Source organism: Vibrio sp. CCUG 15886 (assembly GCF_028570825.1).
GTDB classification, from domain to species: domain Bacteria; phylum Pseudomonadota; class Gammaproteobacteria; order Enterobacterales; family Vibrionaceae; genus Vibrio; species Vibrio vulnificus_B.
Map to the genome: position 1 here is coordinate 55,263 of NZ_JAQQBT010000014.1, position 23,643 is coordinate 78,905.

General features: G+C 47.6%; 25 protein-coding genes. 12 read left to right on the forward strand and 13 right to left on the reverse strand.

Annotation, left to right across the window (positions count from 1 at the left end; translation table 11 throughout):
* The gene (locus PQQ36_RS18135) at nt 1–684 is read right to left on the reverse strand and encodes a response regulator (protein WP_011079239.1); all 684 of its coding nucleotides are present in this window, start codon (nt 682–684) and stop codon (nt 1–3) included.
* A 201-nt stretch (nt 685–885) separates the two neighbouring features.
* On the opposite strand from PQQ36_RS18135, the gene PQQ36_RS18140 reads away from it, so the two are divergent.
* The 3 genes from PQQ36_RS18140 (at nt 886) to pfkA (ending at nt 3,678) form a co-directional block, all read left to right on the forward strand.
* Nucleotides 886–1,401, forward strand: a complete 516-nt coding sequence (locus tag PQQ36_RS18140) for a CpxP family protein (protein WP_013570976.1) — start codon at nt 886–888, stop codon at nt 1,399–1,401.
* 119 nt (nt 1,402–1,520) lie between these two features.
* Nucleotides 1,521–2,429: a CDF family cation-efflux transporter FieF gene (gene fieF, locus PQQ36_RS18145; RefSeq protein WP_011151351.1), complete on the forward strand. Its 909-nt coding sequence runs from the start codon at nt 1,521–1,523 to the stop codon at nt 2,427–2,429.
* A gap of 286 nt (nt 2,430–2,715) precedes the next feature.
* Complete coding sequence (gene pfkA, locus PQQ36_RS18150; RefSeq protein ID WP_011079242.1) at nt 2,716–3,678, forward strand: 6-phosphofructokinase; 963 nt, start codon at nt 2,716–2,718, stop codon at nt 3,676–3,678.
* 80 nt (nt 3,679–3,758) lie between these two features.
* Here pfkA and PQQ36_RS18155 read toward each other — a convergent pair whose 3' ends face one another.
* Nucleotides 3,759–5,105 (reverse strand): MATE family efflux transporter, encoded by a 1,347-nt coding sequence (locus tag PQQ36_RS18155; RefSeq protein WP_011079243.1) that lies wholly within the window; start codon nt 5,103–5,105, stop codon nt 3,759–3,761.
* A 251-nt stretch (nt 5,106–5,356) separates the two neighbouring features.
* Between PQQ36_RS18155 and PQQ36_RS18160 the strand changes: the two genes are divergently transcribed.
* The 3 genes from PQQ36_RS18160 (at nt 5,357) to PQQ36_RS18170 (ending at nt 8,258) form a co-directional block, all read left to right on the forward strand.
* Nucleotides 5,357–5,647 (forward strand): co-chaperone GroES, encoded by a 291-nt coding sequence (locus PQQ36_RS18160; RefSeq protein WP_011079244.1) that lies wholly within the window; start codon nt 5,357–5,359, stop codon nt 5,645–5,647.
* Between the two features lie 73 nt (nt 5,648–5,720).
* Nucleotides 5,721–7,361 (forward strand): chaperonin GroEL, encoded by a 1,641-nt coding sequence (gene groL, locus PQQ36_RS18165; RefSeq protein WP_011079245.1) that lies wholly within the window; start codon nt 5,721–5,723, stop codon nt 7,359–7,361.
* A 342-nt stretch (nt 7,362–7,703) separates the two neighbouring features.
* On the forward strand, nt 7,704–8,258 hold the full coding sequence (locus tag PQQ36_RS18170) for a VC2662 family protein (RefSeq protein WP_013570978.1): 555 nt from the start codon (nt 7,704–7,706) through the stop codon (nt 8,256–8,258).
* A 102-nt stretch (nt 8,259–8,360) separates the two neighbouring features.
* On the opposite strand, the gene PQQ36_RS18175 is transcribed toward PQQ36_RS18170, so the two are convergent.
* Nucleotides 8,361–8,855, reverse strand: a complete 495-nt coding sequence (locus PQQ36_RS18175; RefSeq protein ID WP_011151347.1) for an MgtC/SapB family protein — start codon at nt 8,853–8,855, stop codon at nt 8,361–8,363.
* Nucleotides 8,856–8,904: 49 nt separating this feature from the next.
* Nucleotides 8,905–9,927, reverse strand: coding sequence for an EF-P beta-lysylation protein EpmB (gene epmB, locus PQQ36_RS18180; protein WP_011151346.1), 1,023 nt, complete (start codon nt 9,925–9,927; stop codon nt 8,905–8,907).
* 32 nt (nt 9,928–9,959) lie between these two features.
* Here epmB and efp point away from each other — a divergent pair, with 32 nt between their 5' ends.
* Together efp and PQQ36_RS18190 are read left to right on the forward strand one after the other, a co-directional pair.
* Nucleotides 9,960–10,526 carry an elongation factor P gene (efp, locus tag PQQ36_RS18185; RefSeq protein ID WP_011079249.1) on the forward strand — a complete coding sequence of 189 codons (567 nt, stop codon included), beginning with the start codon at nt 9,960–9,962 and terminating at the stop codon, nt 10,524–10,526.
* A 226-nt stretch (nt 10,527–10,752) separates the two neighbouring features.
* Complete coding sequence (locus tag PQQ36_RS18190) at nt 10,753–12,156, forward strand: SPFH domain-containing protein (RefSeq protein ID WP_013570981.1); 1,404 nt, start codon at nt 10,753–10,755, stop codon at nt 12,154–12,156.
* Nucleotides 12,157–12,224: 68 nt separating this feature from the next.
* Here the strand turns inward: PQQ36_RS18190 and frdD are convergent, their stop codons facing one another.
* From frdD to frdA, 4 genes are read right to left on the reverse strand one after another with little or no spacing between them, the layout of a single operon-like run.
* Nucleotides 12,225–12,602 (reverse strand): fumarate reductase subunit FrdD, encoded by a 378-nt coding sequence (frdD, locus tag PQQ36_RS18195; protein WP_011151344.1) that lies wholly within the window; start codon nt 12,600–12,602, stop codon nt 12,225–12,227.
* Nucleotides 12,603–12,614: 12 nt separating this feature from the next.
* Entirely contained in the window at nt 12,615–12,998 is a 384-nt protein-coding gene (frdC, locus tag PQQ36_RS18200; RefSeq protein WP_011079252.1) for a fumarate reductase subunit FrdC, read from the reverse strand.
* A gap of 2 nt (nt 12,999–13,000) precedes the next feature.
* Nucleotides 13,001–13,759, reverse strand: a complete 759-nt coding sequence (locus PQQ36_RS18205; RefSeq protein WP_011079253.1) for a succinate dehydrogenase/fumarate reductase iron-sulfur subunit — start codon at nt 13,757–13,759, stop codon at nt 13,001–13,003.
* Nucleotides 13,759–15,576 carry a fumarate reductase (quinol) flavoprotein subunit gene (gene frdA, locus PQQ36_RS18210; RefSeq protein ID WP_011079254.1) on the reverse strand — a complete coding sequence of 606 codons (1,818 nt, stop codon included), beginning with the start codon at nt 15,574–15,576 and terminating at the stop codon, nt 13,759–13,761. Before frdA ends, PQQ36_RS18205 begins: the two co-directional genes overlap by 1 nt.
* Before the next feature lie 404 nt (nt 15,577–15,980).
* Between frdA and epmA the strand changes: the two genes are divergently transcribed.
* The 4 genes from epmA (at nt 15,981) to PQQ36_RS18230 (ending at nt 19,174) form a co-directional block, all read left to right on the forward strand.
* Complete coding sequence (gene epmA / locus PQQ36_RS18215; RefSeq protein WP_011079255.1) at nt 15,981–16,952, forward strand: elongation factor P--(R)-beta-lysine ligase; 972 nt, start codon at nt 15,981–15,983, stop codon at nt 16,950–16,952.
* A gap of 8 nt (nt 16,953–16,960) precedes the next feature.
* Nucleotides 16,961–17,329, forward strand: a complete 369-nt coding sequence (locus PQQ36_RS18220; protein WP_017419739.1) for a VanZ family protein — start codon at nt 16,961–16,963, stop codon at nt 17,327–17,329.
* Between the two features lie 122 nt (nt 17,330–17,451).
* Complete coding sequence (locus tag PQQ36_RS18225; protein WP_011079257.1) at nt 17,452–18,087, forward strand: TetR/AcrR family transcriptional regulator; 636 nt, start codon at nt 17,452–17,454, stop codon at nt 18,085–18,087.
* Nucleotides 18,088–18,220: 133 nt separating this feature from the next.
* A complete protein-coding gene (locus tag PQQ36_RS18230; RefSeq protein ID WP_206626889.1) occupies nt 18,221–19,174 on the forward strand; it encodes a DHH family phosphoesterase in 954 nt (317 codons plus the stop codon).
* 67 nt (nt 19,175–19,241) lie between these two features.
* On the opposite strand, the gene PQQ36_RS18235 is transcribed toward PQQ36_RS18230, so the two are convergent.
* The 5 genes from PQQ36_RS18235 to PQQ36_RS18255 all read right to left on the reverse strand — a co-directional run bounded on the left by PQQ36_RS18235 (nt 19,242) and on the right by PQQ36_RS18255 (nt 23,593).
* Nucleotides 19,242–20,405: a murein hydrolase activator EnvC family protein gene (locus PQQ36_RS18235; protein ID WP_273662165.1), complete on the reverse strand. Its 1,164-nt coding sequence runs from the start codon at nt 20,403–20,405 to the stop codon at nt 19,242–19,244.
* A 20-nt stretch (nt 20,406–20,425) separates the two neighbouring features.
* Nucleotides 20,426–21,247: a serine O-acetyltransferase gene (gene cysE / locus PQQ36_RS18240; protein WP_011079261.1), complete on the reverse strand. Its 822-nt coding sequence runs from the start codon at nt 21,245–21,247 to the stop codon at nt 20,426–20,428.
* 39 nt (nt 21,248–21,286) lie between these two features.
* The gene (gene gpsA / locus PQQ36_RS18245; protein ID WP_011079262.1) at nt 21,287–22,324 is read right to left on the reverse strand and encodes an NAD(P)H-dependent glycerol-3-phosphate dehydrogenase; all 1,038 of its coding nucleotides are present in this window, start codon (nt 22,322–22,324) and stop codon (nt 21,287–21,289) included.
* A gap of 183 nt (nt 22,325–22,507) precedes the next feature.
* Nucleotides 22,508–22,975 (reverse strand): protein-export chaperone SecB, encoded by a 468-nt coding sequence (secB, locus tag PQQ36_RS18250; RefSeq protein WP_011079263.1) that lies wholly within the window; start codon nt 22,973–22,975, stop codon nt 22,508–22,510.
* 183 nt (nt 22,976–23,158) lie between these two features.
* Complete coding sequence (locus tag PQQ36_RS18255) at nt 23,159–23,593, reverse strand: rhodanese-like domain-containing protein (protein ID WP_011151335.1); 435 nt, start codon at nt 23,591–23,593, stop codon at nt 23,159–23,161.
* Nucleotides 23,594–23,643 lie beyond the last annotated feature (50 nt).

Below are 23,643 nucleotides of genomic sequence, written 5' to 3' on the forward strand. Positions count from 1 at the left end.
TTACTCCACAATCATTAAGTAGCCACGGCCACGTAAGGTTTTAATTCGAGATTTGCCATCCGCACGTTCAGGGAGTTTTTTCCGCAAATTCGAAACGTGCATATCAATGGCACGGTCAAAAGCCGCTAGGCGTTTACCGAGGACATCCAAGCTGAGCGTCTCTTTGGTTAATGTGCTCCCTGGGTTTTGCATAAAGTGGCTCAGCAAGGCGAACTCGGTCGCAGTGAGGTCAAGTTGAGTGCCAGCGCAATACGCTTCCAAGCGGCCCGGATAAATTTTCAGATCTTGATACTCAATGCAATCGCTGCTTTTCGGGGCTTTCGTCGCACTGGTGCGGCGCAAAATCGCTTTGATACGCGCCAGCAGTTCACGATCACTGAAAGGTTTGGGCAGATAGTCATCCGCACCCAGCTCCAGACCGATGACACGATCGATCTCTTCCCCTTTGGCTGTCAGCATTAATACTGGTGTATCCCACTGTTCACGTAACTTCTTCAACGTATCGATGCCGTTGAGTTTGGGCATCATGACATCGAGTAAGATCAAATCAATCTCTGCCGATAAGGCTTGTAAACCCTGCTCACCGTCGTTCGCCTCGGTGACATTAAAGCCTTCATAGCTTAAGACTTCTGTCAGCAAGCTCGTCAGTTCGGTATCGTCATCAATCAACAGGATGTTTGCCATAGTAGGGCCTTTCTCTCAATCAGTTCTCTTTAACAGTTCTCTTTAATATTACTGTGAAATGACCGCAGGGAAGAGGAGCAAAGTCGCTCTTTACGATACTTTACGCTCTCTATACGTCACTTTACCTTGCAGTTTGTATTCTACACTCAAGCGCTGTGAGAACAGCTCAAATGAACCACCGACATGAGTAAGGAATTGATTATGAAACTAGCAAAAAAAATGGTACTCGCTGCTGTTGTCCTTCCACTAACACTTGGTACTGCCAGCGCTTTTGCTTTTGGCGGCGGTAAAGGTCATCACAAAGGGCCTGACGGCGAATGTGGCATGGGGATGGATCGTGGCATCTTACGTCAACTTGACCTGACCGATGCACAGAAAGAGCAGTTGGATGCGATGCGTGGCAGCAACCGTGCACAAATGAAAGAGATGCATCAAGGCAACTTCGCAGCAAACCAGGCGGAGCGTCAAGCACAGCACGCTAAAGTACAGGCCTTGTTACTGGCGGACAATTTCGACCAAGCCACGGCCAATGAGCTTGCGAAACAGATGGCGGAGAAACAGGCCGAGCGCCGTGTGAAAATGCTGGAAAAACAACATCAAATGTTGAGCATTTTAACTCCAGAGCAAAAAGCAAAGTTCGTTGAATTGCAAAACGAGCGTATGCAAGAGTGTGGCGATAAAATGCAAAAACGCATGGAAAAGCACGCGAAAAACTGATCTGCGCGGTATTCACTGACTTGAGCAAAAAGGCGATCTTCGGATCGCCTTAAATGTATCGTACTCATTCCCGCTTGAGCGCGTTATACTGCGAGCAAGGCTTTTTTCATCGAATGATTATGAAACACCAATACGCACGTTTAGTGACGATGGCTGCTTGGACGGCAACCGCAGTCGCAACTCTACTTCTCCTCGTTAAAATAGTGGCTTGGTGGGTGACCGGCTCTGTGAGCTTACTTGCCTCGCTGATCGATTCATTCCTCGATATTGCGGCGTCTGTCGTCAACTTAATTGTGGTGCGTTATGCGCTGCAACCTGCTGATGAGGAACACACCTTTGGCCATGGCAAAGCGGAATCGCTCGCGGCGTTGGCTCAAGCGATGTTTATCTCAGGTTCCGCGGTCTTTTTGATCCTCAATGGTATTGATCGCTTCTTCCGTCCTCATGAGTTGAACTCTCCAGAATATGGCGTATTCGTCAGCTTGTTTGCTATGGTGGTGACATTCGCCTTGGTGACATTCCAAAAATACGTGGTGAAGAAGACCGGTAGCCAAGCCATTGCGGCGGACTCTCTGCATTATCAAAGTGACCTATTCATGAATGCGGCCATTATGGTGGCGTTGGGGCTAAGCTATTATGGCGTTGGCCAAGCCGACGCGGTGTTTGCCGTCGGAATCGGGCTGTTTATTCTGTATAGCGCCTTCAAAATGGTGATGGAAGCGATCCAAACCTTGCTCGATCGCAAGCTGCCTGATGAAGAGTTAGAACAAATTCGCTGTGAATGTCTCGCGGTAGAGAATGTTCTGGGGGTACATCAACTGCGCACTAGAATGTCAGGGCCGACGCGCTTTATTCAGCTTCATCTTGAGTTGGACGATGATCTGCCGTTGATCAAAGCGCACCAAATTGCCGACGAAGTGGAAGAGCGGTTGCTGGCGTGTTTCCCTGATGCCGATGTATTAATCCACCAAGATCCTTATTCTGTGGTGATTGTCAGTGAAAAAGAACAGATAGAACAACAGTGGTAACGCTCGAAAAAATACGCTTATCTTCAGGACAAATAAGCGGTTGTTGACTATCTTTCCAACAGCCTCTATTAAGATTCGTGATCCTGATGTGAATCAACAAAGTTTGAGTGCAAAACTGTAATACTCTTACATAAGTAGAAAAGTTACATAAAAATGTGTGTTTTCATTGGTATTCCTGTAGAGGAAATGTAACATTACGCACAGTTTTTCGGATTATATTGGTAGCTGACTAACAGCTATTTTTTAAAGATTATTAAATATTGATTTCTAAAGATCGAGGGTGAGCATGATTAAGAAGATCGGTGTTTTGACAAGTGGTGGTGACGCCCCTGGTATGAACGCAGCAATCCGTGGTGTGGTACGTACTGCACTGGGTGCTGGTCTTGAAGTTTATGGTATCTATGATGGCTACCTAGGCTTGTACGAAGGCCGTATTAAACAACTTGATCGTTCAAGCGTTTCTGATGTGATTAACCGTGGTGGTACGTTCTTGGGATCAGCTCGTTTCCCAGAATTTAAAGAAGTTGCGGTACGTGAAAAAGCGATTGAAAACCTAAAAGCACACGGTATTGATGCGCTTGTGGTTATCGGCGGCGACGGTTCGTACATGGGTGCGAAGAAACTGACTGAAATGGGTTACCCATGTATCGGTCTACCAGGCACGATTGACAACGATATCGCAGGTACGGATTACACCATCGGTTACCTAACGGCGCTGAACACGGTTATCGAATCGATCGACCGTCTACGCGATACTTCATCTTCTCACCAGCGTATTTCTATCGTAGAAATCATGGGTCGTCACTGTGGTGACCTCACTCTGATGTCTGCTATCGCAGGTGGCTGTGAATACATCATCACACCAGAAACTGGCCTAGATAAAGAGAAGCTGATTGGCAACATCCAAGACGGCATTTCTAAAGGTAAGAAACATGCGATCATCGCGCTGACTGAGCTGATGATGGACGCGAACGAACTGGCAAAAGAGATCGAAGCGGGAACGGGTCGTGAAACTCGTGCCACTGTTCTTGGTCACATCCAACGTGGTGGCCGTCCAACTGCGTTTGACCGTGTTCTTGCGTCTCGTATGGGTAACTACGCGGTTCACCTATTGATGGAAGGTCATGGTGGCCGTTGTGTTGGTATCGTGAAAGAGCAACTTGTTCACCACGACATCATCGATGCAATCGAGAACATGAAGCGTCCAGTTCGCAATGATCTGTTCAAAGTAGCAGAAGAGCTATTCTAAGCAGAATAAACTGATTATCTGAGCAAAGGCTGCGTTATCGCAGCCTTTTTCATATCGGTGGCTTCTACCGGACGTCAAACCTAAGGCACTAATGTGGCCAATTGCTGTTTGCGCTGTTTGAGGGCGTAAAGGTAGCTGCATAACCCGACCAAAATGTTGCCCACCGCAATGCCAATAAACAGCCCTTCAATGTCGTAGAGCCAACTGCCTAGGTATGCCGCTGGCAGGGTAAACACGAACAGCCGAATTACGCTCCAGCGGAAGGCGTTGAGTGGTTGGTGCATGGCATTTAAACCGCTGACCAGCATCATCACAATACCTAAAAAGCCATAGCTGATCGGTACTACCAGTAGGTAATGCCAAAGCAAATCTCTTACCGCTTGCTCTTGGGAGAATAGAGCGGCGAGCGGAATACTGAGTGGCACCATCATTAAAAACACCAAACCTTGAAACAGCACCGAAAAGCGCATGCTGACGAACAATCCTTGGAACGCTCGTTGCGGATTTTTCGCGCCAAAGTTTTGCGCCATAAAAGGCGTCAGAGCAGAGGTGAGTGCCATGAGGACCAAAATCAAAATCGATTCAATGCGTTGTGCCGCCCCATAAGCGGCAACAGCAGCGGTGCCGTGGCTGGACAGCATCATCATTAAAATGGCGCCAGAGAGAGGGTTCATTGCGTTGGACAGCGCAGCCGGAGTGCCGACCTTGAGAATCTGCTGCCAATCCTCTTTTAAGCGTTGCCATTGTGGCAGGCCGAGCAGCCGCTCACGCTGAATCAAAACGTAGAAAGATCCAATCAGCGCACCGAGCCAACTCAACGCACTCGCAATCGCAGCGCCTTGAATACCGAGCTCAGGAAATGGGCCGATACCAAAAATCAGCAGCGGGTCGAGCACGCCATTGATAAGCCCTGCGAGCATCATGATTTTGGCTGGGGTCTTCGTATCACCGGTGGCACGAATGGCACTGTTTCCTGCCATTGGAATCACCAGTAATGGAATGGTGAGGTACCAGACATGCATGTATTGACCGATGAGGGGAATCAGTTCCTCTTTCGCACCAAGTAAGGTAAATAAGGGGGTGACGGTAAAGAAGCCGAGTGTGGAAGCGAGCGCAACCAGCACAACCGCCAATAGCAAGCCATGGGTAGTAAAACGTGCGGCTTGATGCGCTTCTCCTTGACCTAATAGACGACCGATGCTGGTCGATAGTCCGACCCCGATGCCCATCGTAATGCAGTTAACGGCGAAGGTGACGGGGAAGGTATAGCTGATCGCCGCCAGTGCTTCGGTGCCAAGTAGTGAGATGAAAAAGGTGTCGACCAAGTTAAACATCAGGATCGCCACCATGCCAAATATCATGGGGACGGTCATTTTTCGTAGCGTTTCCGCGATGGGCGCGCTCAGCAAGCCATGTTTATCAAGCATCAATCATCACCAGAAGGCATCACCAGAAGGTGCAAAAGCGCTAGGATACAAGAAATGTGTGCGAGGGGCGAGCGAGCTGTTTTTAAGCAATCCTTTGCCAAAGCCTCGGAACTTTTAACTTAGTCACAAAAAAATCCTCACGCCCCCTTGGGATCGTCATGATCACCCCCTATATAGTTAGCACTAGGCCTAGAAGCCCTGCTTCAGGGTAATTATCAAATAAACATGGAATTTTTCAGGAGAGACGACCGATGAACATTCGTCCATTACATGATCGAGTTATCGTAGAGCGCCAAGAAGTTGAATCTAAATCTGCTGGTGGCATCGTTTTAACTGGTTCTGCTGCGGAAAAATCAACTCGCGGTGTTGTTCTAGCTGTAGGTAAAGGCCGCATTCTAGAAAACGGCACTGTTCAGCCGCTGGACGTTAAAGTTGGTGATACTGTTATCTTTGCAGAGAGCTACGGCACTAAGACTGAAAAGATCGACGGTAAAGAAGTTCTTATCATGTCTGAAAACGACATTATGGCTATTGTCGACTAATAGCAATCGTTGAGTAATTTTTTGCTCTGATTCAAAACGAAATCCAAAACAGAATTTAGAAAGGAAATCAAAGATGGCTGCTAAAGACGTTAAATTTGGTAATGACGCTCGCGTAAAAATGCTAGAAGGTGTCAACATTCTAGCTGACGCAGTAAAAGTAACACTGGGCCCTAAAGGCCGTAACGTGGTACTCGACAAATCTTTCGGTGCACCAACGATTACAAAAGATGGTGTATCGGTCGCGCGTGAAATTGAACTTGAAGACAAGTTCCAAAACATGGGCGCACAAATGGTGAAGCAAGTGGCTTCACAAGCAAACGACGTCGCGGGTGACGGTACGACAACGGCGACGGTACTTGCGCAAGCTATCGTAAATGAAGGTCTTAAAGCGGTTGCTGCGGGTATGAACCCAATGGACCTTAAGCGTGGTATCGACAAAGCTGTGGCGGCTGCAGTTGAAGAACTGAAAGCGCTATCCAAAGATTGCTCAACCAGCACTGAAATCGAGCAAGTAGGCACCATCTCTGCGAACTCCGATTCAAGCGTGGGTAAAATCATTGCGGAAGCAATGGAAAAAGTGGGCCGTGACGGTGTTATCACGGTAGAAGAAGGTCAAGCGCTGCACGATGAGCTAGACGTTGTTGAAGGTATGCAGTTTGACCGTGGTTACCTATCACCATACTTCATCAACAATCAAGAGTCTGGCAGCGTTGAACTAGAGAGCCCATTCATCCTATTGGTTGATAAGAAGATCTCGAACATTCGCGAACTTCTACCAGCACTTGAAGCGGTAGCAAAAGCCTCTCGTCCACTGCTGATCATCGCAGAAGATGTGGAAGGTGAAGCGCTCGCTACACTGGTTGTGAACAACATGCGCGGCATCGTGAAAGTGGCGGCGGTGAAAGCGCCTGGCTTTGGTGATCGTCGTAAAGCTATGCTACAAGACATTGCTATCCTAACAGGTGGTACGGTGATTTCTGAAGAAGTGGGTCTTGAGCTTGAAAAAGCAACTCTAGAAGATCTAGGTCAGGCGAAGCGTGTTTCTATCACCAAAGAAAACACCACCATCATTGATGGCGTGGGTGAAGAAGCGATGATTCAAGGCCGTGTTGCTCAAATTCGTCAGCAAATCGAAGATGCAACGTCAGATTACGACAAAGAGAAACTGCAAGAGCGTGTGGCTAAACTGGCTGGCGGCGTTGCCGTTATCAAAGTTGGCGCTGCGACTGAAGTTGAGATGAAAGAGAAGAAAGACCGCGTAGAAGATGCACTACACGCAACTCGCGCAGCGGTTGAAGAAGGTATTGTTGCTGGTGGTGGTGTTGCCCTCATCCGTGCGGCTTCTAAGATTGTAGACCTACAAGGCGACAACGAAGAGCAAAACGTCGGTATCCGTGTAGCACTGCGTGCTATGGAAGCGCCACTTCGTCAAATTACCAAGAATGCGGGCGATGAAGAGTCCGTGGTTGCGAACAATGTTCGCGCTGGTGAAGGTTCATACGGCTACAACGCAGCAACGGGTGTATACGGCGATATGCTAGAGATGGGTATCCTAGACCCAACAAAAGTAACGCGCTCTGCGCTGCAGTTTGCGGCATCGGTTGCTGGCCTAATGATCACCACTGAAGCAATGGTGACTGACCTACCACAGAAAGACTCTGGTATGCCAGATATGGGTGGTATGGGCGGTATGGGTGGCATGGGCATGATGTAATCAGCCTACCCGCTGTCAATATTTGAAAAAGCTGAGGAGCGATCCTCAGCTTTTTTTTATCGCTGAGAATGTGTCGTTTATTCAAGAATATGAACAATATCCGATATAAGATGAGATTCATATTCTACACTGCTACTGAGATGCATATGAATGCAACTTGGTAAGTACATGAAAAATAGAATGTTTTAAAATGGTTTTGTCAAATGGATGAAAAAATATTCAGACATTTGACAAAACAATGACTTGGCAAAATTGAACGGCGTACATAATAAGTCGATGGGTACGGGAGTCGGCATCGCGCCGCCGGTACTTAACAACTCATAGTCAGTGGAGACTCAACCAATGAAAAAAATCTTAACAGCAGCAGTGGTAACCGCGTTAACGTCAACAGCGGCAATGGCAGCAACGCCTGTAATGTTTTCTTCAATCAATAACTTTAACGCGCCAGATGACAGCGCTGTGGCGGGTGTTCGTGTTGCCGCACTCTACGGTAAAGTCGATAACTTGAAAGGTGTTGATCTAGCGGTGGTTGGTCTCTCTGAAACCGACACAACAACAGGTGTTAACTTAGGTATCTTTGGTGCATCGAAAGTAAACCAAGAAATGACTGGTGCGTCATTGGGTTTCTTCAACTGGAATACTGGCCAAACCACAGGTGTTAACCTTGGTGCAGTGAACTTGACCAATGATGTTAAAGGCGCAAACGTGAGTTTTGTGAACTACTCGGAAGGCAACACCATGGTCGATGTGGGTGCGGCAAACTTCTCGGATACTTCGACTGTTCAGGTGGGCGTATTCAACAAAACCGCAAAAATTGAAGGCGTGCAAATTGGCCTAATCAACTGTGCGGACAACGGTTTCTTCCCTTGCTTCCCAATCATTAACTTTGCGAAGTAAGCTCAATCGAGAGTTAAGTTCTCGATTGCATAAAGAAACCCCAGCCAATAACGGTCTGGGGTTTTTGTTTTTAGCAGTGAGCAAAGATAGCCATATACTGGTTTATTTAATCAGGCGTGAACTGCGGCGCTGCTGAATTTTTTGATGAACGCCTCGGCGCAGCGCTTGAATACGGTTTTCTGCTTTGTCGACGCCGAGCAACACTGTCAGGGCAAGCACCGTCATGATCACAGATTGCTGCATCAATCCTAAACCAATCATCATCCCCATCGACGCCAACACCCAGATAACGGCGGCGGATGTCACTCCGTGAATTTTCCCATCTTGAGTCATCATCACACCTGCACCTAAAAAGCCCACACCGGTAATGATTTGTCCAAGCACACGGGCTTGATCAAGAGTATTCGGCGAGAGGTAGACCGCCATAGACATAAAAAAGTAGGTACCAGAAATAATCAAAATAGAAGTTCGAATACCCACTGGCTTGCCACGAGTTTGCCGCTCGGCACCGATTAAGAGCCCATTGACCGCACAGCACAATAAGGCGACCCAACTAAACGGCTCAATATTGAGTAGGGAATCTAAGGTTAATGACATAAAGGCTTCCTAAAATAAGAACAGAGAAAACGCAATGAACAAGCGTGAGTTATTCAAGATAGAGATCCAGTGGGGTTTTACTTGGACGGCCACCGATTTCTCGAGTCAGGGTTGGGACAAGATAGCCAGACACTTGCGTGATCAAGCCGCGCATAATTGCTTTAGCCTCTTGATCGGAAACATAAAAATGTGCCGCGCCTTGAACCTTATCCAACACATGTAAGTAATAGGGCAAAATGCCAGCGTCAAACAGTGCTTCGCTAAGATGCACTTGCGCCTCGACGCTATCATTTACTCCTTTCAGCAGCACACCTTGATTCAATAATGTCACACCTATGCGTTTTAACCGATGCAGTTGCGAGGTTAATTCGGCGTTGATCTCATTGGCATGGTTGATGTGCGTGACCAAAATGACTTGCAAACGCGTTTGTTCTAGCAGCTGGCACAGTTCTGTAGTGATGCGCGCGGGTATCACCACAGGTAAACGCGAGTGAATGCGTAGTCGCTTGATGTGGGGAATGTCAGCAATACGTTCGATTAACCACTGTAACTCATCATCTTTGGCCATCAAGGGATCGCCACCGGAAAAGATCACTTCATTCAGTGCGCTATTTTGTGCAATGTAATCGAGGCTTTGCTGCCAAACCGTTTTGCTGCCTTTGTTGTCTTGATAAGGAAAGTGACGGCGGAAACAATAGCGGCAGTTAATCGCGCATCCTCCTTTGACGATCATCAGCGCACGATTGTGGTACTTGTGGAGTAAGCCAGGAATCGCATTGTCTTGCTCCTCAAGGGGATCGACAGAATAACCCGGATGGATTTCATGCTCTTCGCTAACGGGTAACACTTGGCGCAAGAGTGGATCATTCGGATTACGTTTTTCCATTCTTTCGACAAAACTTTGCGGCACGCGTTGTGCGAACAATCCACGAGCTGAGAACCCGTCTTGCCAAGGTGTTGGATCGATTTCCAACATTTTGAGCAAGGTTGCAGGATCAGAGATCCCATTCGCTAGCTGTTTGAGCCAGTTTTGCTCAACAGATTCGACTTTTCGGGTTATTATGTGCGGCATTGAATTTAGCTCTAAGAATGTAAGAGGACAAAATGGCTACAGTTAGCACTAATGAATTTAAAGGCGGCCTAAAACTCATGATCGATAGCGAGCCTTGCGTTATCTTGGAAAATGAGTACGTAAAACCGGGTAAAGGCCAAGCGTTCAACCGCGTTAAAATTCGTAAACTTCTTTCTGGTAAAGTGCTAGAGAAAACATTCAAGTCTGGTGACACTTGTGAAGTGGCAGACGTAATGGATATCGACCTAGATTATCTATATTCAGACGGCGAATTCTACCACTTTATGAACAACGAAACGTTCGAGCAAATTGCAGCAGACGCAAAAGCTGTTGGTGAGAACGTTAAGTGGTTGGTTGAGAACAACACTTGTATGTTGACACTTTGGAACGGTAACCCTATCGCGGTAACACCACCAAACTTTGTTGAGTTAGAAGTGATTGAAACCGATCCTGGTCTAAAGGGTGATACTCAGGGTACAGGTGGTAAGCCTGCAACACTATCAACCGGTGCTGTTGTTCGTGTACCGTTATTCATCCAAATCGGTGAAGTGATCAAAGTTGACACACGTAGCTCAGAGTACGTGGGTCGCGTGAAGTAATATCAGCCTGATAGTTTCTAAAAAGGTCGCCTTGGCGACCTTTTTTGCGTTTTGTTCAAAATAATAACTCCGTCCAATATTCGGAAAAAGTTAATTATTTTGGTGAATCTTTCGACTATTCCTTCCTGTCTTAAATTGTTACATTTGTACCTGTTGTTGATGAGGTAGATAACACCTTGGTTTATTTAGTTTTATCTCATAAACAACCATGCAAAGGAGAATAATAATGAACAACTCAAACCTAGGACAAAGTTTGAAAGTGGAAGAAAGACGTCAGTTGCTTCGTCGTGGCATCAAAACGGCGATTATTGGTGTGCCGTTGTTGGCGCTAGGGCTTACCATCAATAGCTCGGTGTTAATGACCGATGCGGGCTATAGCTACGTGCACCAGAACAATATTACTGGTGAGTTGGATGTGTTTACCGAGCCCGGTATTCATTTCCGCATGCCATTTTTATCGAAAATCACCCAGTATGATCAGGTGATCACGGTGTCGTTTGGCAACAACGCAGGTGAGGATTTCTATCAGCGTTTGGACCCGGTGCAAGTGCGATTTGCCGATACGTATATAGGGCAAATTCCAGTGACGTTCCGCTTTAAGTTGAGCACCGATCCGGAGGCGTTAATCAAAATGCACCGCGAGTTTCGCAACAATAGCAACCTGATTGATGCACTGTTGGTGAAAAACGCGCGTAACGTCACCGTGATAACCGCTACCCAGTACACGGGTGAAGAGTTTTTCCAAGGTGGCTTAAACCAGTTCAAGTCGAAACTGGGTGATCAATTACGTGAAGGGATTTATCTGACCGAGCGTCGCCAAGTCGAAGTGGAAGAGTTGGATTTGGCTCCGGTTGGCGTTGACCAGTCAAATGCCAACCAATTGCAACGTACCAACCAATTAGTGTGGAAAACGGTACCAGTATTGGATAGTACAGGTCAGCCAATTCGCCAAGATAATCCACTACAGCAATACGGTATTCAGGTGACTCAGGTCACCATTGGCGATCCTCAGCCTGAAAAGCAGCTGGACCAATTGCTGGCGGATAAGAAGCGCTTAGTGGCTGATCGTATTCGAGCCATTCAAGAGCAAGAAACATCGAAAGCGCAGGCGGAAACTGAACAACTTCGTAAAGAAATTCAGCGTACTCGTGAAGTACAAGACGCTCAGCGTCAAAAAGAGTTGGCGATCATTTCTCAGCAGAAAGAGGTGGAAGTTGCGCGCCAAATCGCTGAACGAGAGATCGTCGAAGTGGAGAAGACCAAGCGTCTTGCGGAAGTGGAAAAAGAGAAAGAGCTGGCGATAGCGGAAGCCAACCTTGCGATTCAAAAAGCCAACTCACTTTCTGCTGAGTTTGAAGCGAAAGCGATTTTAGAAAAAGGTCGTGCTGAAGCGGAAGTGCTTAAAGCGAAATACGCGGCATTAGGGGCCAACCGAGAAGTGTATTTGGCTGAGCTAAACCGAGATGTGGCCAATTCGCTGTACAATAATCTGCAAAACTTCCAAGTGCAGATGCCACAGAACTACATTGGTGGTAGCGATGAAACGGGTTTGAAAACAAACTTAGACGTCATTACAGGGTTCGGCGCACTTGGTTTGATGGACCAAACCAAGAAAGTGGTCAATAAATAAACCACTTGAAGCAATGACAATAAAAAAGCTGGCGACAAGCCAGCTTTTTCTTTTTCAGTGCGCCATGCTTACAGCATGAAAATGAACACCACCGCCAATGCTGAAATCAATCCAGCAATCGCGTAACAGGCAATTTTGCCGACCACGCCAGTGTGGAATTTGAGATCATGCATGCCGTGGTGAACACGGTGCATCGCATGCCACATTGGTAAGGCCAGTGTCGCGATGATAAACAATGCGCCAATGATGCTGGTGGCAAAGCTCACCACTCGGTCGTAACTCAGTGCTTCTGCATTGATCACGCCCATTGGCACGAGAATACCCAGCACCAAAACAGTAACTGGTGTGATCATGGCAAACCAAGTACCACCTGCACCAAACAAGCTCCACCAAACTGGCTCATCAGAACGTTTTGGCGCTCTATCTACGTTGTAATTCGGTTTCATCGTTAAAGCTCCTTACACCACGATAAGTACAATCAGTGAGATAAATGCCACCGCCGCCCACTGAGCGAGCACGATGATTTTCTTATCAACAGGTTTGCCCTTCAAACGAATTGGCATGACCTGAGGCATCATACTGAAGAAGGTGTGAGCATGCAGTAGGCTGCCGAGTAAGGCGACGATGTTAATCGCGATCACCACTGGGTTCGCCATAAAGTTCAACCACGTTTGCCAAGCTTCTGGCCCTTTCACCAGAGAACCCAAACCGACAGTCAGGAACAAGGTGAAGAGAATCAATGGCAGCACAGTGGCTTCACGTAGCATGTAGAAGCGGTAGAATGGGTGATCTTTCCACCAAGTGCGTTTTACTTCACGAACGTAAGGTTTACGATTGCTCATTCTTATGCCTCCACTTTCTTTGGTGAACCATCAGGTTTCAGCATTGCAATGACGAAGTCCATTGATGACTCGACTTTGCCTTGGTTAACCGCGGCAGCAGGATCAACATTCTTCGGACAAACTTCAGAACAATAGCCAACAAACGTACAGCCCCACGCACCGTTTTCGCCATTGATTAGCTTCATACGCTCTGCTTTACCATTGTCACGGCTATCTAGGTTGTAGCGGTGTGCCAAAGTCAGTGCTGCTGGACCAATGAACTCTGGGTTCAAACCGAACTGCGGACACGCTGCGTAGCAAAGACCACAGTTAATACAACCCGCGAACTGCTTGTATTTTGCCAGCTGTTCAGGGGTTTGTAGGTTAGTACCATCTTCTGGCTTGCGGTCGTTGCCAATGATGTAAGGTTTGATCGCTTCTAGGCGCTCGATGAACGGCGTCATATCGACAATCAAATCTTTCTCGATTGGGAAGTTTGCTAATGGCTCAATTTTCACGCCATCTGGGTAGTCGCGCAGGAAGCTCTTACACGCCAGTTTTGGCACGCCGTTGACCATGATGCCGCACGAGCCACAAATCGCCATACGACAAGACCAACGGTAAGAGAGGTTTTTGTCGAGATGATCTTTGACGTAGCCCAGAGCATCAAGTACCGACATGGTTTCATCAAACGGGACTTCGAAAGCCTGAAAACGAGGTTCTGCGTCTGTTGCTGGGTCGTAACGCAGAATGTCTACTTTTTGAATGCGGTTTGCCGACATTATGCTTGCTCCTCTGCGTTTTTCTCTGCGGCCTTAGCGGCTTCTTCAGCGGCAGCTTTCTCTGCTGCTTCACCATACAAACGTGCTTTAGGCTGAGACTTAGTGATGGTCACGTCGCTGTAGCTGATGTTTGGTGCTTGATCTTCTTGGAAGAAAGCCAAAGAGTGCTTGAGGAAGTTCACGTCATCACGATCGGTACAGCCGTCGTCAAGACGTTGGTGAGCACCACGAGATTCTTTACGTAGAATCGCGGAGTGAACCATTGCTTCCGCCACTTCTAGGCCGTAACCCACTTCGATTGCGTAGAGAAGGTCAGTATTGAATACCTTGCCTTTGTCTTTGATGCTGATTTTCTTGTAACGCTCTTTCAGTTCAGTGATTTTCTCGATCGTTGCTTGCATCAGATCTTCTTGGCGGTAGATACCACAGCCTGCTTCCATGGTGTGACCCATTTCCGTGCGGATATCAGCCCAGTTTTCATCACCTTCTTGGTTCATCAGTGCTGCGATGCGCTCTTCAACCGCTTTCACTTGTGCAGCGATAGACGCTTCGTTCCAGCCCTTGAATTCCGCTGCGCGTTTCACCGCTTGCTCACCCGCAACGCGGCCAAACACCACAAATTCTGCTAGTGAGTTCGAACCAAGGCGGTTTGCACCGTGCAGGCCAACAGAAGCACATTCACCCACCGCGAACAGGCCTTTAATGCGTGTTTCACACTGTTTGTCCGTTTCAATACCACCCATGGTGTAGTGAACGGTTGGACGAATTGGAATCGGCTCTTTTGCTGGGTCAACGTTGACATACGCTTTGGCGAGTTCACAAATGAACGGTAGACGCTCTTGCAGATACTCTTCGCCTAGGTGGCGCAAGTCTAGGTGTACCACGTCACCGAGTGGGTGCTTGATGGTGTTGCCTTTCTGCTGCTCATGCCAGAATGCTTGAGAAACTTTGTCACGTGGACCAAGTTCCATGTATTTGTTCTTCGGCTGGCCAACCGGTGTTTCTGGGCCCATGCCGTAGTCTTGCAAGTAACGGTAGCCATTTTTGTTGACAATGATACCGCCTTCACCACGACAACCTTCGGTCATCAGGATACCAGTGCCTGGTAGGCCCGTTGGGTGGTATTGCACGAATTCCATATCACGTAGAGGAACGCCGTGACGGTAAGCCATGGCCATACCATCGCCCGTTACGATACCGCCGTTGGTATTGCAGTGGTAAACACGACCAGCACCACCTGTGGCAAGTACCACTGATTTTGCTTTGATGGTGACCAACTCACCTTCTGCCATATGGATGGCGATCAGGCCTTGAACTTCACCTTCATCAACAAGCAGATCCACCACAAAGTACTCATCAAAGCGTTTGATGTTTGAGTACTTCATCGAAGTTTGGAATAGGGTGTGTAGCATGTGGAAGCCAGTTTTGTCTGCCGCAAACCACGTACGCTCAACTTTCATACCGCCAAAGCGACGAACGTTGACTTCGCCATTCTCCTTACGGCTCCATGGGCACCCCCATTGCTCCATTTGGATCATTTCGCGCGTCGCGTTTTCAACAAAGTATTCAACAACATCCTGTTCACAAAGCCAGTCACCACCACCAACGGTATCGTTGAAGTGATTGTCTAGGCTATCCTCATCCTTGATAACTGCTGCTGAGCCACCCTCTGCTGCGACCGTATGGGAACGCATTGGGTAAACCTTAGAAATTAAGGCTACTTCCAGATCCGGGTTTGCTTCAGCCGCTGCAATAGCAGTACGAAGACCAGCGCCGCCTGCGCCGATGACTGCGATATCTGTGATGATAGTTTGCACAGTTATCCTCCAGTGTGTGAGTGCGGAAATCCGCTTGTTATTGTGAGATAGGGGCGTAGGCAAACGCATACTCCCCAAAAGTAGTAGTGACAGTGTAGAAGAGCTTTGTGATAGAAAAATTGATGTATTTAGGTTTTTGCTTCGGAAATGCAAATATGAGCATAGAATTTATAGGTTATGTGATAACTGTCACGGCAGCTTGTCTTGAGGATTCAACTGCTTGAGCGGCAAGGTGTTAATTGGATGTTGCCGATGATTTTTATCATCAATAATCGCAACCAATTTGTTGCTGTTTTTAGCTTGTACAACGTTGTTTTTGTGCTCAATGGCGCTTGAGAAGTTGCTTGCAAAGGCTGAAGAAGGTGGTAAGTTCCACCGCAGAGTTATTGAGTTGAGAGTCAAAAATGCAAGCCGATTGGAAACCGACCGCATCAATCGAACAACTGCGTCAACGCGCCGTTTTGATTGCCAATATCCGTCAATTTTTTGCCCAGAGAGGGGTGTTGGAAGTGGATACGCCAGCGATGAGCCACGCCACGGTTACCGATATCCATCTGCATACGTTTCAAACCGAGTTTGTGGGGCCCGGTTATGCTCAAGGTCGCCACCTTCACTTGATGACCAGCCCAGAATTCCATATGAAGCGCTTATTGGCGGCTGGAAGTGGCTGTATTTACCAAATGGCCAAGGCATTTCGTAATGAAGAGAATGGCCGTCACCACAATCCTGAGTTCACCATGCTGGAGTGGTATCGCGTTGGCTTTGATCACCACCAACTGATGGATGAAATGGATGATTTACTGCAACTGATACTCAAATGTGGCACTGCTGAGCGCATGACGTATCAGCAAGCGTTTCTAACTGTGCTGGGTGTTTGTCCGCTAGAAGGCTCCATGGCGGAGCTGAAAAGCGTTGCGGCAAGGTTGGGTTTGAGTGATATCGCAGAACCAGAAGAGGATCGCGATACCTTGCTACAACTGCTCTTTAGCATCGGTGTGGAAGCAAAGATTGGTCAGCAGGTGCCGGCATTTGTTTATGATTTTCCTGCCTCTCAAGCAGCATTGGCAAAGATTAACCCGAATGATCCTCGTGTTGCAGATCGTTTTGAGGTGTACTTTAAGGGCATTGAGCTAGCCAATGGTTTCCATGAGCTCGACAACCCACAAGAACAGCTGACACGATTTGAGCAAGACAACGCGAAGCGTATTGACATGGGGCTGACTCCACAACCGATAGATTACCATCTGATTGCGGCATTGGAGTCGGGCTTACCGGCTTGCGCGGGAGTGGCATTGGGCGTTGATCGCTTGATTATGTTGTCGCTTGGTTGTACTCACATTGATGAGATCACCGCTTTTCCTTTTCCTATTGCGTGAGAATCGCTATGAAAAAACGGTATTTGTTGCTTATTTATGCGTCCTTAATCGCATTTTTATCATTACGTTCTTCGAGCGGATTACAAGATTGGGGCGACATTCCGAACCTAGATAAGCTGCAGCATTTCATGGCGTACAGCTGTTTCTCGCTGCTCGCAGCAGTCAGTGTAAGGCATTGGTGGCAACGTGGTGTGGCTGCTTTCGCTATTTTGCTCTTTAGCGGAGGGATCGAATTGGCACAAGCTTACGTCGGTAGGGAAAGCTCGTGGTTTGATCTGTTGGCGAACTTATCTGGGATTATACTAGGCTTACTAACGTATAAGCTCTATTGCGTTTATCGATCTCGAAATGTGAAATCGATATACTCCAATGACTAGGTCGTTTTTCTCTTTTTCCTAATATACGATTTTATTCACGGAATAGGATCGGTTAGCAGGGGAAGATAGGCGAGCCCAGTGAGCAAGTTTTATCTTTCTAAGAAAGGGATTACACCACAATAATGAAAACACGTGAGAAGATCGTGCATGCTGCCCTTGAGCTGTTTAATCAGCACGGTGAGCGCAGCATCACCACTAACCATATTGCTGATCATATTGATATTAGCCCAGGTAACCTTTACTACCACTTTCGCAACAAACAAGAGATTGTGCGCGAAATTTTTGCTTTGTATGCGCAAGAACTGATTGAGCGCTTTACTCCAGTTCAAGAAAACCAAGAAAGTTTGGTGTTGTTGAAGCGCTATCTTGATTCGATCTTCACCTTGATGTGGAAGTACCGTTTTTTCTACGCCAATTTGCCTGAAATCCTCTCTCGCGATGAAGAGTTGCATCAACAATACATTGAAGTTCAAGATAAGCTACAAGCCAACCTAGTGGCGATTATGCGCGAGTTTGTTTCCCTTCAACTACTTGAATTAAATGAAGATGAACTCAAGTCCTTAGTGCGAACTTTGCACCTGATTGCGTGCAGTTGGTTAGCGTATCAGTCCGCTATGTCGCCCAAAGTTGCGATCACCGAGCAAATGGTACAGCAAGGCATGTTGCAAATGATTGCCGTGGTGAAGCCGATTGCGACGGAGCAAGGTATGGAGCAGTTACTGCTGCTCGAAGATGGCGTGCGCGCCTTGCACGGCTAAACATCTCACATTCAAGACATCCCTCTTATATATGACCATAAAGCATCATTCATGACTTTATGGTCGTTGACTTATCTCCCTCACATCGGAAAATATCCAATAAATAATCAAACAGATATGGATATCTTCCCCGATGAATTACGACATCTTTAATGGCGATGCTGATGGCATTATTGCCTTGTTGCAACTGAGACTCGCCGAGCCGAGATCCGCGACGTTGGTCACTGGTGTAAAACGCGATATCAAGCTGGTGGAGAAAGTGGCAGCACAGGCGGGCGATCATTTGACGATCCTCGATATTTCGATGGAGAAAAACATTGCTGGAGTGCAAGCCGCCTTAGTGGCCGGGGCGCAGCTGTTTTATGCCGATCACCACAAAGCGGGAGAGATTCCGGCTCACCCCCATCTCGATGCTCATATCGATTTGGATGCCAACATTTGTACAGCATTGATTGTGGATAAGCTTTTGGACGGACGTTTTCATCACTGGGCTATTACCGCCGCGTATGGCGACAACTTGATCGCGCGCGCTGATGAGCTCGCCATCAAGGCAGGTTTGAATGAACAACAGAGAGCGCAGTTGTGCGAGTTGGGCACGTTAATCAATTACAACGGTTATGGCGAGAAGTTGGCTGATTTGCATTTTGACCCCGCTGAGCTGTTCTTGAGTTTGCTCGCCTACTCATCTCCTTTCGATGTGATTGCCGATGCCAGCTCGCCTTACCATCGATTAAAACAAGCCTATGAGCACGATTTATATGTAGCGCAAGCTGTGTTACCAAAGCATCAAAGTGACAAGTTGGCTTTGATAGAGCTGCCAGATACGCCAGCGTCGCGCCGAATCAGTGGGGTGTTTGGTAATTTATTGGCAAATCAGACACCAGAGCGAGCTCATGCGGTTCTGACGCGCAATCAAGATGACACTTACACTGTTTCTCTACGTGCTCCGTTAACCAATAAACAAGGGGCGGGTGATATTTGCAGCTCGTTTGCCACGGGTGGGGGGCGAGCAGCAGCAGCAGGCATTAATGCCTTAACCGCAGAAGAATTGCCTCGTTTTATTGAGGTGGTGGAAGCCTACTACTAGGTGGCAACGCGAACGAAAAATGGGAGCCTTGGCTCCTATTTTGCTGGCGAGGATTGAGGTTCACACCTCAACGGACCAGCCAGTTACGCGGGTTTTGCGCTTCACTATTGCGGCGAATTTCGAAATAGAGTGAAGCTCGATCTTGCCCTCCCGTGTCGCCAGCAAGGGCGATCACTTCGCCAGCGGTGACTTTGTCGCCTTCTTTTTTCAACAATGCTTGGTTGTAGCCATACAAGGTCATGTCGCCTTTGCCGTGGTCTATCAACACCACGAGGCCATAGCCTCTTAAATACTCAGCAAATACCACCGTACCTGGGTAAACCGACTTGACTTGTTCACCATAGCGAGCTGCGATAACAATGCCTTTCCAGTTGATTTGTCCTGTCTGTTTGGTTCCGAATTGGTGCAGTATTGAGCCTTTTAATGGCCAAGGGAGCTTCCCGGCTTGTTTGGCCAAACCGTCCATAGGAATGGCATTGCGTTTAGCCGCTTTAGCAATTTCTGCTTTCAGACGAGTTTCATTACGCTGCAGCTCTGCGAGGTAGTTTTTGTCGCTGGAAATACTTTGTTTGATGTTACCGAGTGTCTTTTTACGCTGGCCTTGAGTTTTCGCCAGTTGTTCGTGTTTCGTCGATTGTTGCTTGAGTAAAGATTCGATCTGACTTTGCTCATTCAGCAACTGCTGCTGACTTTGTTTAAGTTGTTTCTTGGTGGATTCTAACTCGTTGATGGTTTCCGCTCTCGCTTTGGCGAGATGCTGGAAATATTGGCTAATGCGATCTTCTTCGACGCCCTGTTGCAGTAATGAGGCAGAGGCATTGGCTCTTTGGGTGACATAGTAGGTCTGGATTAGGGTTTCTAAGCGTTCAGTTTGCGCTTTCTTTTGACCTTCAAGTTCATCCATTTTGCGTTGCAACTGCCCCACATTCGCTTTTGCCGTGGCCAACGCTTGCTTAGTTTGCTTAATCTCTTTCTCTAATTGCGCGATGCTTGTCTCTTGGCTGCGCAGCGATTTTTGCAACTCGTCGAGCTGCTTCTCTTGATTCGATAAGGCTTTTTGCTGGCGAGAAATTTCATTTTTGACCCCTTGTAGCTCACTTGGACTCGCCGCATTGGTCGGGAAGCTCAGAAAAGTAAGAAGAACGCAGGTGGAAAGGAAAAAAAAGCCTGATTTGTTGGTTTTCTGTTTTGCCACGTACGTTCTTTCCTGAGCTATCAATGAAATAAGCATTGCGCTTGTTAGGCGCGCTGTTAGATGCCGTCACCGTCAATGAAGTTAGGGTATTTCCCGTTAAAGCCTTGATCCATATCGAGAGAAGGCTTGTCGGATTGCGGTCTCCCTACAATTCGTGCGGGTACACCAGCGACGGTAGTATGCGGTGGAACGGGTTGAAGTACAACGGAGCAGGAGCCAATTTTTGCACCTTCTCCAACTTCGATATTGCCAAGGATTTTTGCACCAGCTCCGATCATCACCCCTTCGCGGATCTTAGGATGTCGGTCGCCGCACTCTTTACCAGTACCACCTAACGTCACGTCTTGCAGGATGGATACATCATTTTCGACGACAGCGGTTTCCCCGATCACGATACCTGTTGCGTGATCCAGCATGATGCCTTTGCCGATACGAGCAGCAGGGTGAATATCCACTTGGCATGCCACCGAGATTTGGTTCTGCAGATAGGTCGCCAGCGCGTAGCGGCCTTGTTTCCACAACCAATTTGCCACGCGATAGCCTTGCAAGGCATGGTAACCCTTTAGGTAAAGCAGTGGGATAGAATACATAGAAACAGCCGGGTCACGATTCACCGTCGCACAGATATCGCAGGCGGCAGAATCGGTGATGTTAGGGTCAGCCGCAAAGGCTTCTTCAACCACTTCACGCACTGCCATCGCCGGCATGGAGGCTGTGTTCAGCTTATTGGCTAAAATGTAGCTCAACGCAGCACACAAGCTTTCATGCTTGATGATGGTGGCGTGATAAAAACTGGCAAGCATCGGCTCTTGCTCCGATAGCTCACGGGCTTCTTTGACAATGCTCTGCCAGACTTTTTGTTTTTCACAGTGTTTCATGGCGTATTCTCACTACTTTGGAATGGGGCCAAAGTGTCCTTATTTTCCTTCGGATTTCTTATCGCGAGCCAGCAGATCTTGCGCTGCCAGGCGCGCATCCTTTCCTTGATATAATACTTGATAGATTTGGTCAACAATAGGCATCTCAACGCCCATACGTTGTGCCAGCATCCACACCTCTTTGGTGTTGCGGTAGCCTTCGACCACTTGGCCAATATCCGCTTGCGCCGTATCGACGTCTTTTCCTTGCCCAAGTGCAAGACCAAAGCGGCGGTTACGTGATTGGTTGTCGGTACACGTCAGCACCAGATCGCCCAAACCTGCCATGCCCATAAAGGTTTCTGGTTGTGCTCCAAGCGCAGCCCCCAAACGACACATTTCCGCCAAACCACGAGTGATTAATGCGGTACGAGCATTGGCACCGAAGCCAATTCCGTCAGACATCCCTGCACCAATGGCGATGACGTTTTTCACCGCGCCACCGAGTTGCATGCCAGTGAAATCACTGTTGGCATAAACACGGAAGGTTTTGCTGCAGTGGATTTTTTCCTGTAGGTCTGCGACAAACTGCGCATCTGGTGAGGCGACTGAAATCGCAGTTGGCATGCCTGCAGCCAGCTCTTTGGCAAAGGTTGGGCCTGACAACACGGCCAAGGAGTAGTGTTCACCCAGTACATCAAACGCGACGTCTTTTAGAAGGCGACCGGTTTCAGGTTCAAGACCTTTGGTGGCCCAGCAGATACGAGAATCATCACGCAGATAGGGTTTTAAGCTATTGAGCACAATACCAAACACATGGCTTGGTACGACAACCAACAGATCTCGGCTCGCTTGCACGGCTTTTGCTAAATCGGATTCCACAATCAGGCTCGGTGGGAACTCAATACCGGGCAGGAATTCGTGGTTTGCGCGATCCGCCTCGAGCTTAGCCATATGCTCTGGTTCATGTCCCCAAAGGACAACGTTGGCACCGTTACGTGAAAGTGAGATTGCTAATGATGTGCCGTACGAACCTGCGCCGATCACAGTCATTGAAATCTCTTTGCCGTAGGCGTTATTAACCAGTGTTTGAGTCATGCGTTTACCTGATGGTTGGTTTCATGATGATTGGCAGAGTATACCCTCATTAAAGCGAGCTTGGGTATCGCTTACCTAAGTTAGATCCAATAAAAAATGCACATAACATCGTGTTTTAGGATGCATGTGCATTTCTTTTAATGCCTTTCACTGTGGCCAGTGAGAGGGGAATTCCATACGGAATTAAGCTTGTTCTGCACCTTGTTGTGCAGCTTGCTGTTGTAGGTAGTTCATGAACAGCGCATCAAAGTTTACTGGCGCTAGGTTCAGTTGAGGGAACGTACCTTTCACCACTAGGCTTGAAATGGTTTCACGCGCATATGGGAATAGGATGTTTGGACAGAATGCACCTAGGCAGTGAGCCAATTGACCTGCTTCCATCTTCTCTGCTGTGAAGATACCGCCTTGTTGCACTTCACATAGGAATGCCGTTTCTTCTGCGTTTTTCACGGTGACCGTCAAACGTAGAATGACTTCGTAAACGCCTTCACCTAGCTCACGGCTTTGCGTATCGAGATCCAGTTTCACATCTGGGTTCCACTCTTTTTGGAACATGACTGGTGAGTTTGGCGCTTCGAAAGAAACATCTTTTAGGAAGATACGTTGGATAGCAAAGTGTTGTTGGGTATCTTGTGGTGCTGCTTCAGCCATTTTTAAATCCTTCAATATTCGTTAAATCAGACTTGTCGCTTCAAGTCTTGAATGTGTCTGCCCTGAGACTAACCGAGCCATTCATCAATGACCAGATCAACCCGTCATTACGTGCCAAGTATCACAACTTAGATGATTAACTGCTTTGATAATAACCAGTTATCTGACGGGTTTTAGTGGGGATTAACGTTTGCTACGTACCAAAGGTAAGTTCGCTTCGCTCCACGAAATCAGACCGTTTTTCAATACGCTGACGTTTTCAAAACCCGCTTTAGCCAACAGGTTAGCGCTTTCTTGCGCGGTTTGGCCTGTTTTGCATACTACGATGATTGGGTCAGATTTACGGTTTTCAAGGCTACCGAAGTTACCGTTCTTGATGTCTGATGGCAAAATGTGAACTGCGTCGGTGATGTGACCTTTTTTGAACTCGTCTTTCGCACGAATATCGATCACTTGGCCGTTTTCACGGTTTACCAATGCGGTAAGTTCGTTGACAGTAATGATCTTGTACGCGGCGGTAGCCGATTTCACGAAGCTCATTATCACGGCGATCACTAGGCCAACCCATGCCAAAAACATGATCATATTTTGCTGAATAAAGTCGATGTACTCTTGCATCTTGTTTGCTCTCGAACCATAAGCGGAAAAATAAAGTGGCAAGGAGTATA

Excerpts from the sequence above, each read along its gene's own strand:
- PQQ36_RS18135 (WP_011079239.1), bottom strand. The coding sequence starts at position 684 with ATGGCAAACATCCTGTTGATTGATGACGATACCGAACTGACGAGCTTG.
- PQQ36_RS18140 (WP_013570976.1), top strand. The coding sequence starts at position 886 with ATGAAACTAGCAAAAAAAATGGTACTCGCTGCTGTTGTCCTTCCACTA.
- fieF (WP_011151351.1), top strand. The coding sequence starts at position 1,521 with ATGAAACACCAATACGCACGTTTAGTGACGATGGCTGCTTGGACGGCA.
- pfkA (WP_011079242.1), top strand. The coding sequence starts at position 2,716 with ATGATTAAGAAGATCGGTGTTTTGACAAGTGGTGGTGACGCCCCTGGT.
- PQQ36_RS18155 (WP_011079243.1), bottom strand. The coding sequence starts at position 5,105 with ATGCTTGATAAACATGGCTTGCTGAGCGCGCCCATCGCGGAAACGCTA.
- PQQ36_RS18160 (WP_011079244.1), top strand. The coding sequence starts at position 5,357 with ATGAACATTCGTCCATTACATGATCGAGTTATCGTAGAGCGCCAAGAA.
- groL (WP_011079245.1), top strand. The coding sequence starts at position 5,721 with ATGGCTGCTAAAGACGTTAAATTTGGTAATGACGCTCGCGTAAAAATG.
- PQQ36_RS18170 (WP_013570978.1), top strand. The coding sequence starts at position 7,704 with ATGAAAAAAATCTTAACAGCAGCAGTGGTAACCGCGTTAACGTCAACA.
- PQQ36_RS18175 (WP_011151347.1), bottom strand. The coding sequence starts at position 8,855 with ATGTCATTAACCTTAGATTCCCTACTCAATATTGAGCCGTTTAGTTGG.
- epmB (WP_011151346.1), bottom strand. The coding sequence starts at position 9,927 with ATGCCGCACATAATAACCCGAAAAGTCGAATCTGTTGAGCAAAACTGG.
- efp (WP_011079249.1), top strand. The coding sequence starts at position 9,960 with ATGGCTACAGTTAGCACTAATGAATTTAAAGGCGGCCTAAAACTCATG.
- PQQ36_RS18190 (WP_013570981.1), top strand. The coding sequence starts at position 10,753 with ATGAACAACTCAAACCTAGGACAAAGTTTGAAAGTGGAAGAAAGACGT.
- frdD (WP_011151344.1), bottom strand. The coding sequence starts at position 12,602 with ATGAAACCGAATTACAACGTAGATAGAGCGCCAAAACGTTCTGATGAG.
- frdC (WP_011079252.1), bottom strand. The coding sequence starts at position 12,998 with ATGAGCAATCGTAAACCTTACGTTCGTGAAGTAAAACGCACTTGGTGG.
- PQQ36_RS18205 (WP_011079253.1), bottom strand. The coding sequence starts at position 13,759 with ATGTCGGCAAACCGCATTCAAAAAGTAGACATTCTGCGTTACGACCCA.
- epmA (WP_011079255.1), top strand. The coding sequence starts at position 15,981 with ATGCAAGCCGATTGGAAACCGACCGCATCAATCGAACAACTGCGTCAA.
- PQQ36_RS18220 (WP_017419739.1), top strand. The coding sequence starts at position 16,961 with ATGAAAAAACGGTATTTGTTGCTTATTTATGCGTCCTTAATCGCATTT.
- PQQ36_RS18225 (WP_011079257.1), top strand. The coding sequence starts at position 17,452 with ATGAAAACACGTGAGAAGATCGTGCATGCTGCCCTTGAGCTGTTTAAT.
- PQQ36_RS18230 (WP_206626889.1), top strand. The coding sequence starts at position 18,221 with ATGAATTACGACATCTTTAATGGCGATGCTGATGGCATTATTGCCTTG.
- PQQ36_RS18235 (WP_273662165.1), bottom strand. The coding sequence starts at position 20,405 with ATGCTTATTTCATTGATAGCTCAGGAAAGAACGTACGTGGCAAAACAG.
- cysE (WP_011079261.1), bottom strand. The coding sequence starts at position 21,247 with ATGAAACACTGTGAAAAACAAAAAGTCTGGCAGAGCATTGTCAAAGAA.
- gpsA (WP_011079262.1), bottom strand. The coding sequence starts at position 22,324 with ATGACTCAAACACTGGTTAATAACGCCTACGGCAAAGAGATTTCAATG.
- secB (WP_011079263.1), bottom strand. The coding sequence starts at position 22,975 with ATGGCTGAAGCAGCACCACAAGATACCCAACAACACTTTGCTATCCAA.
- PQQ36_RS18255 (WP_011151335.1), bottom strand. The coding sequence starts at position 23,593 with ATGCAAGAGTACATCGACTTTATTCAGCAAAATATGATCATGTTTTTG.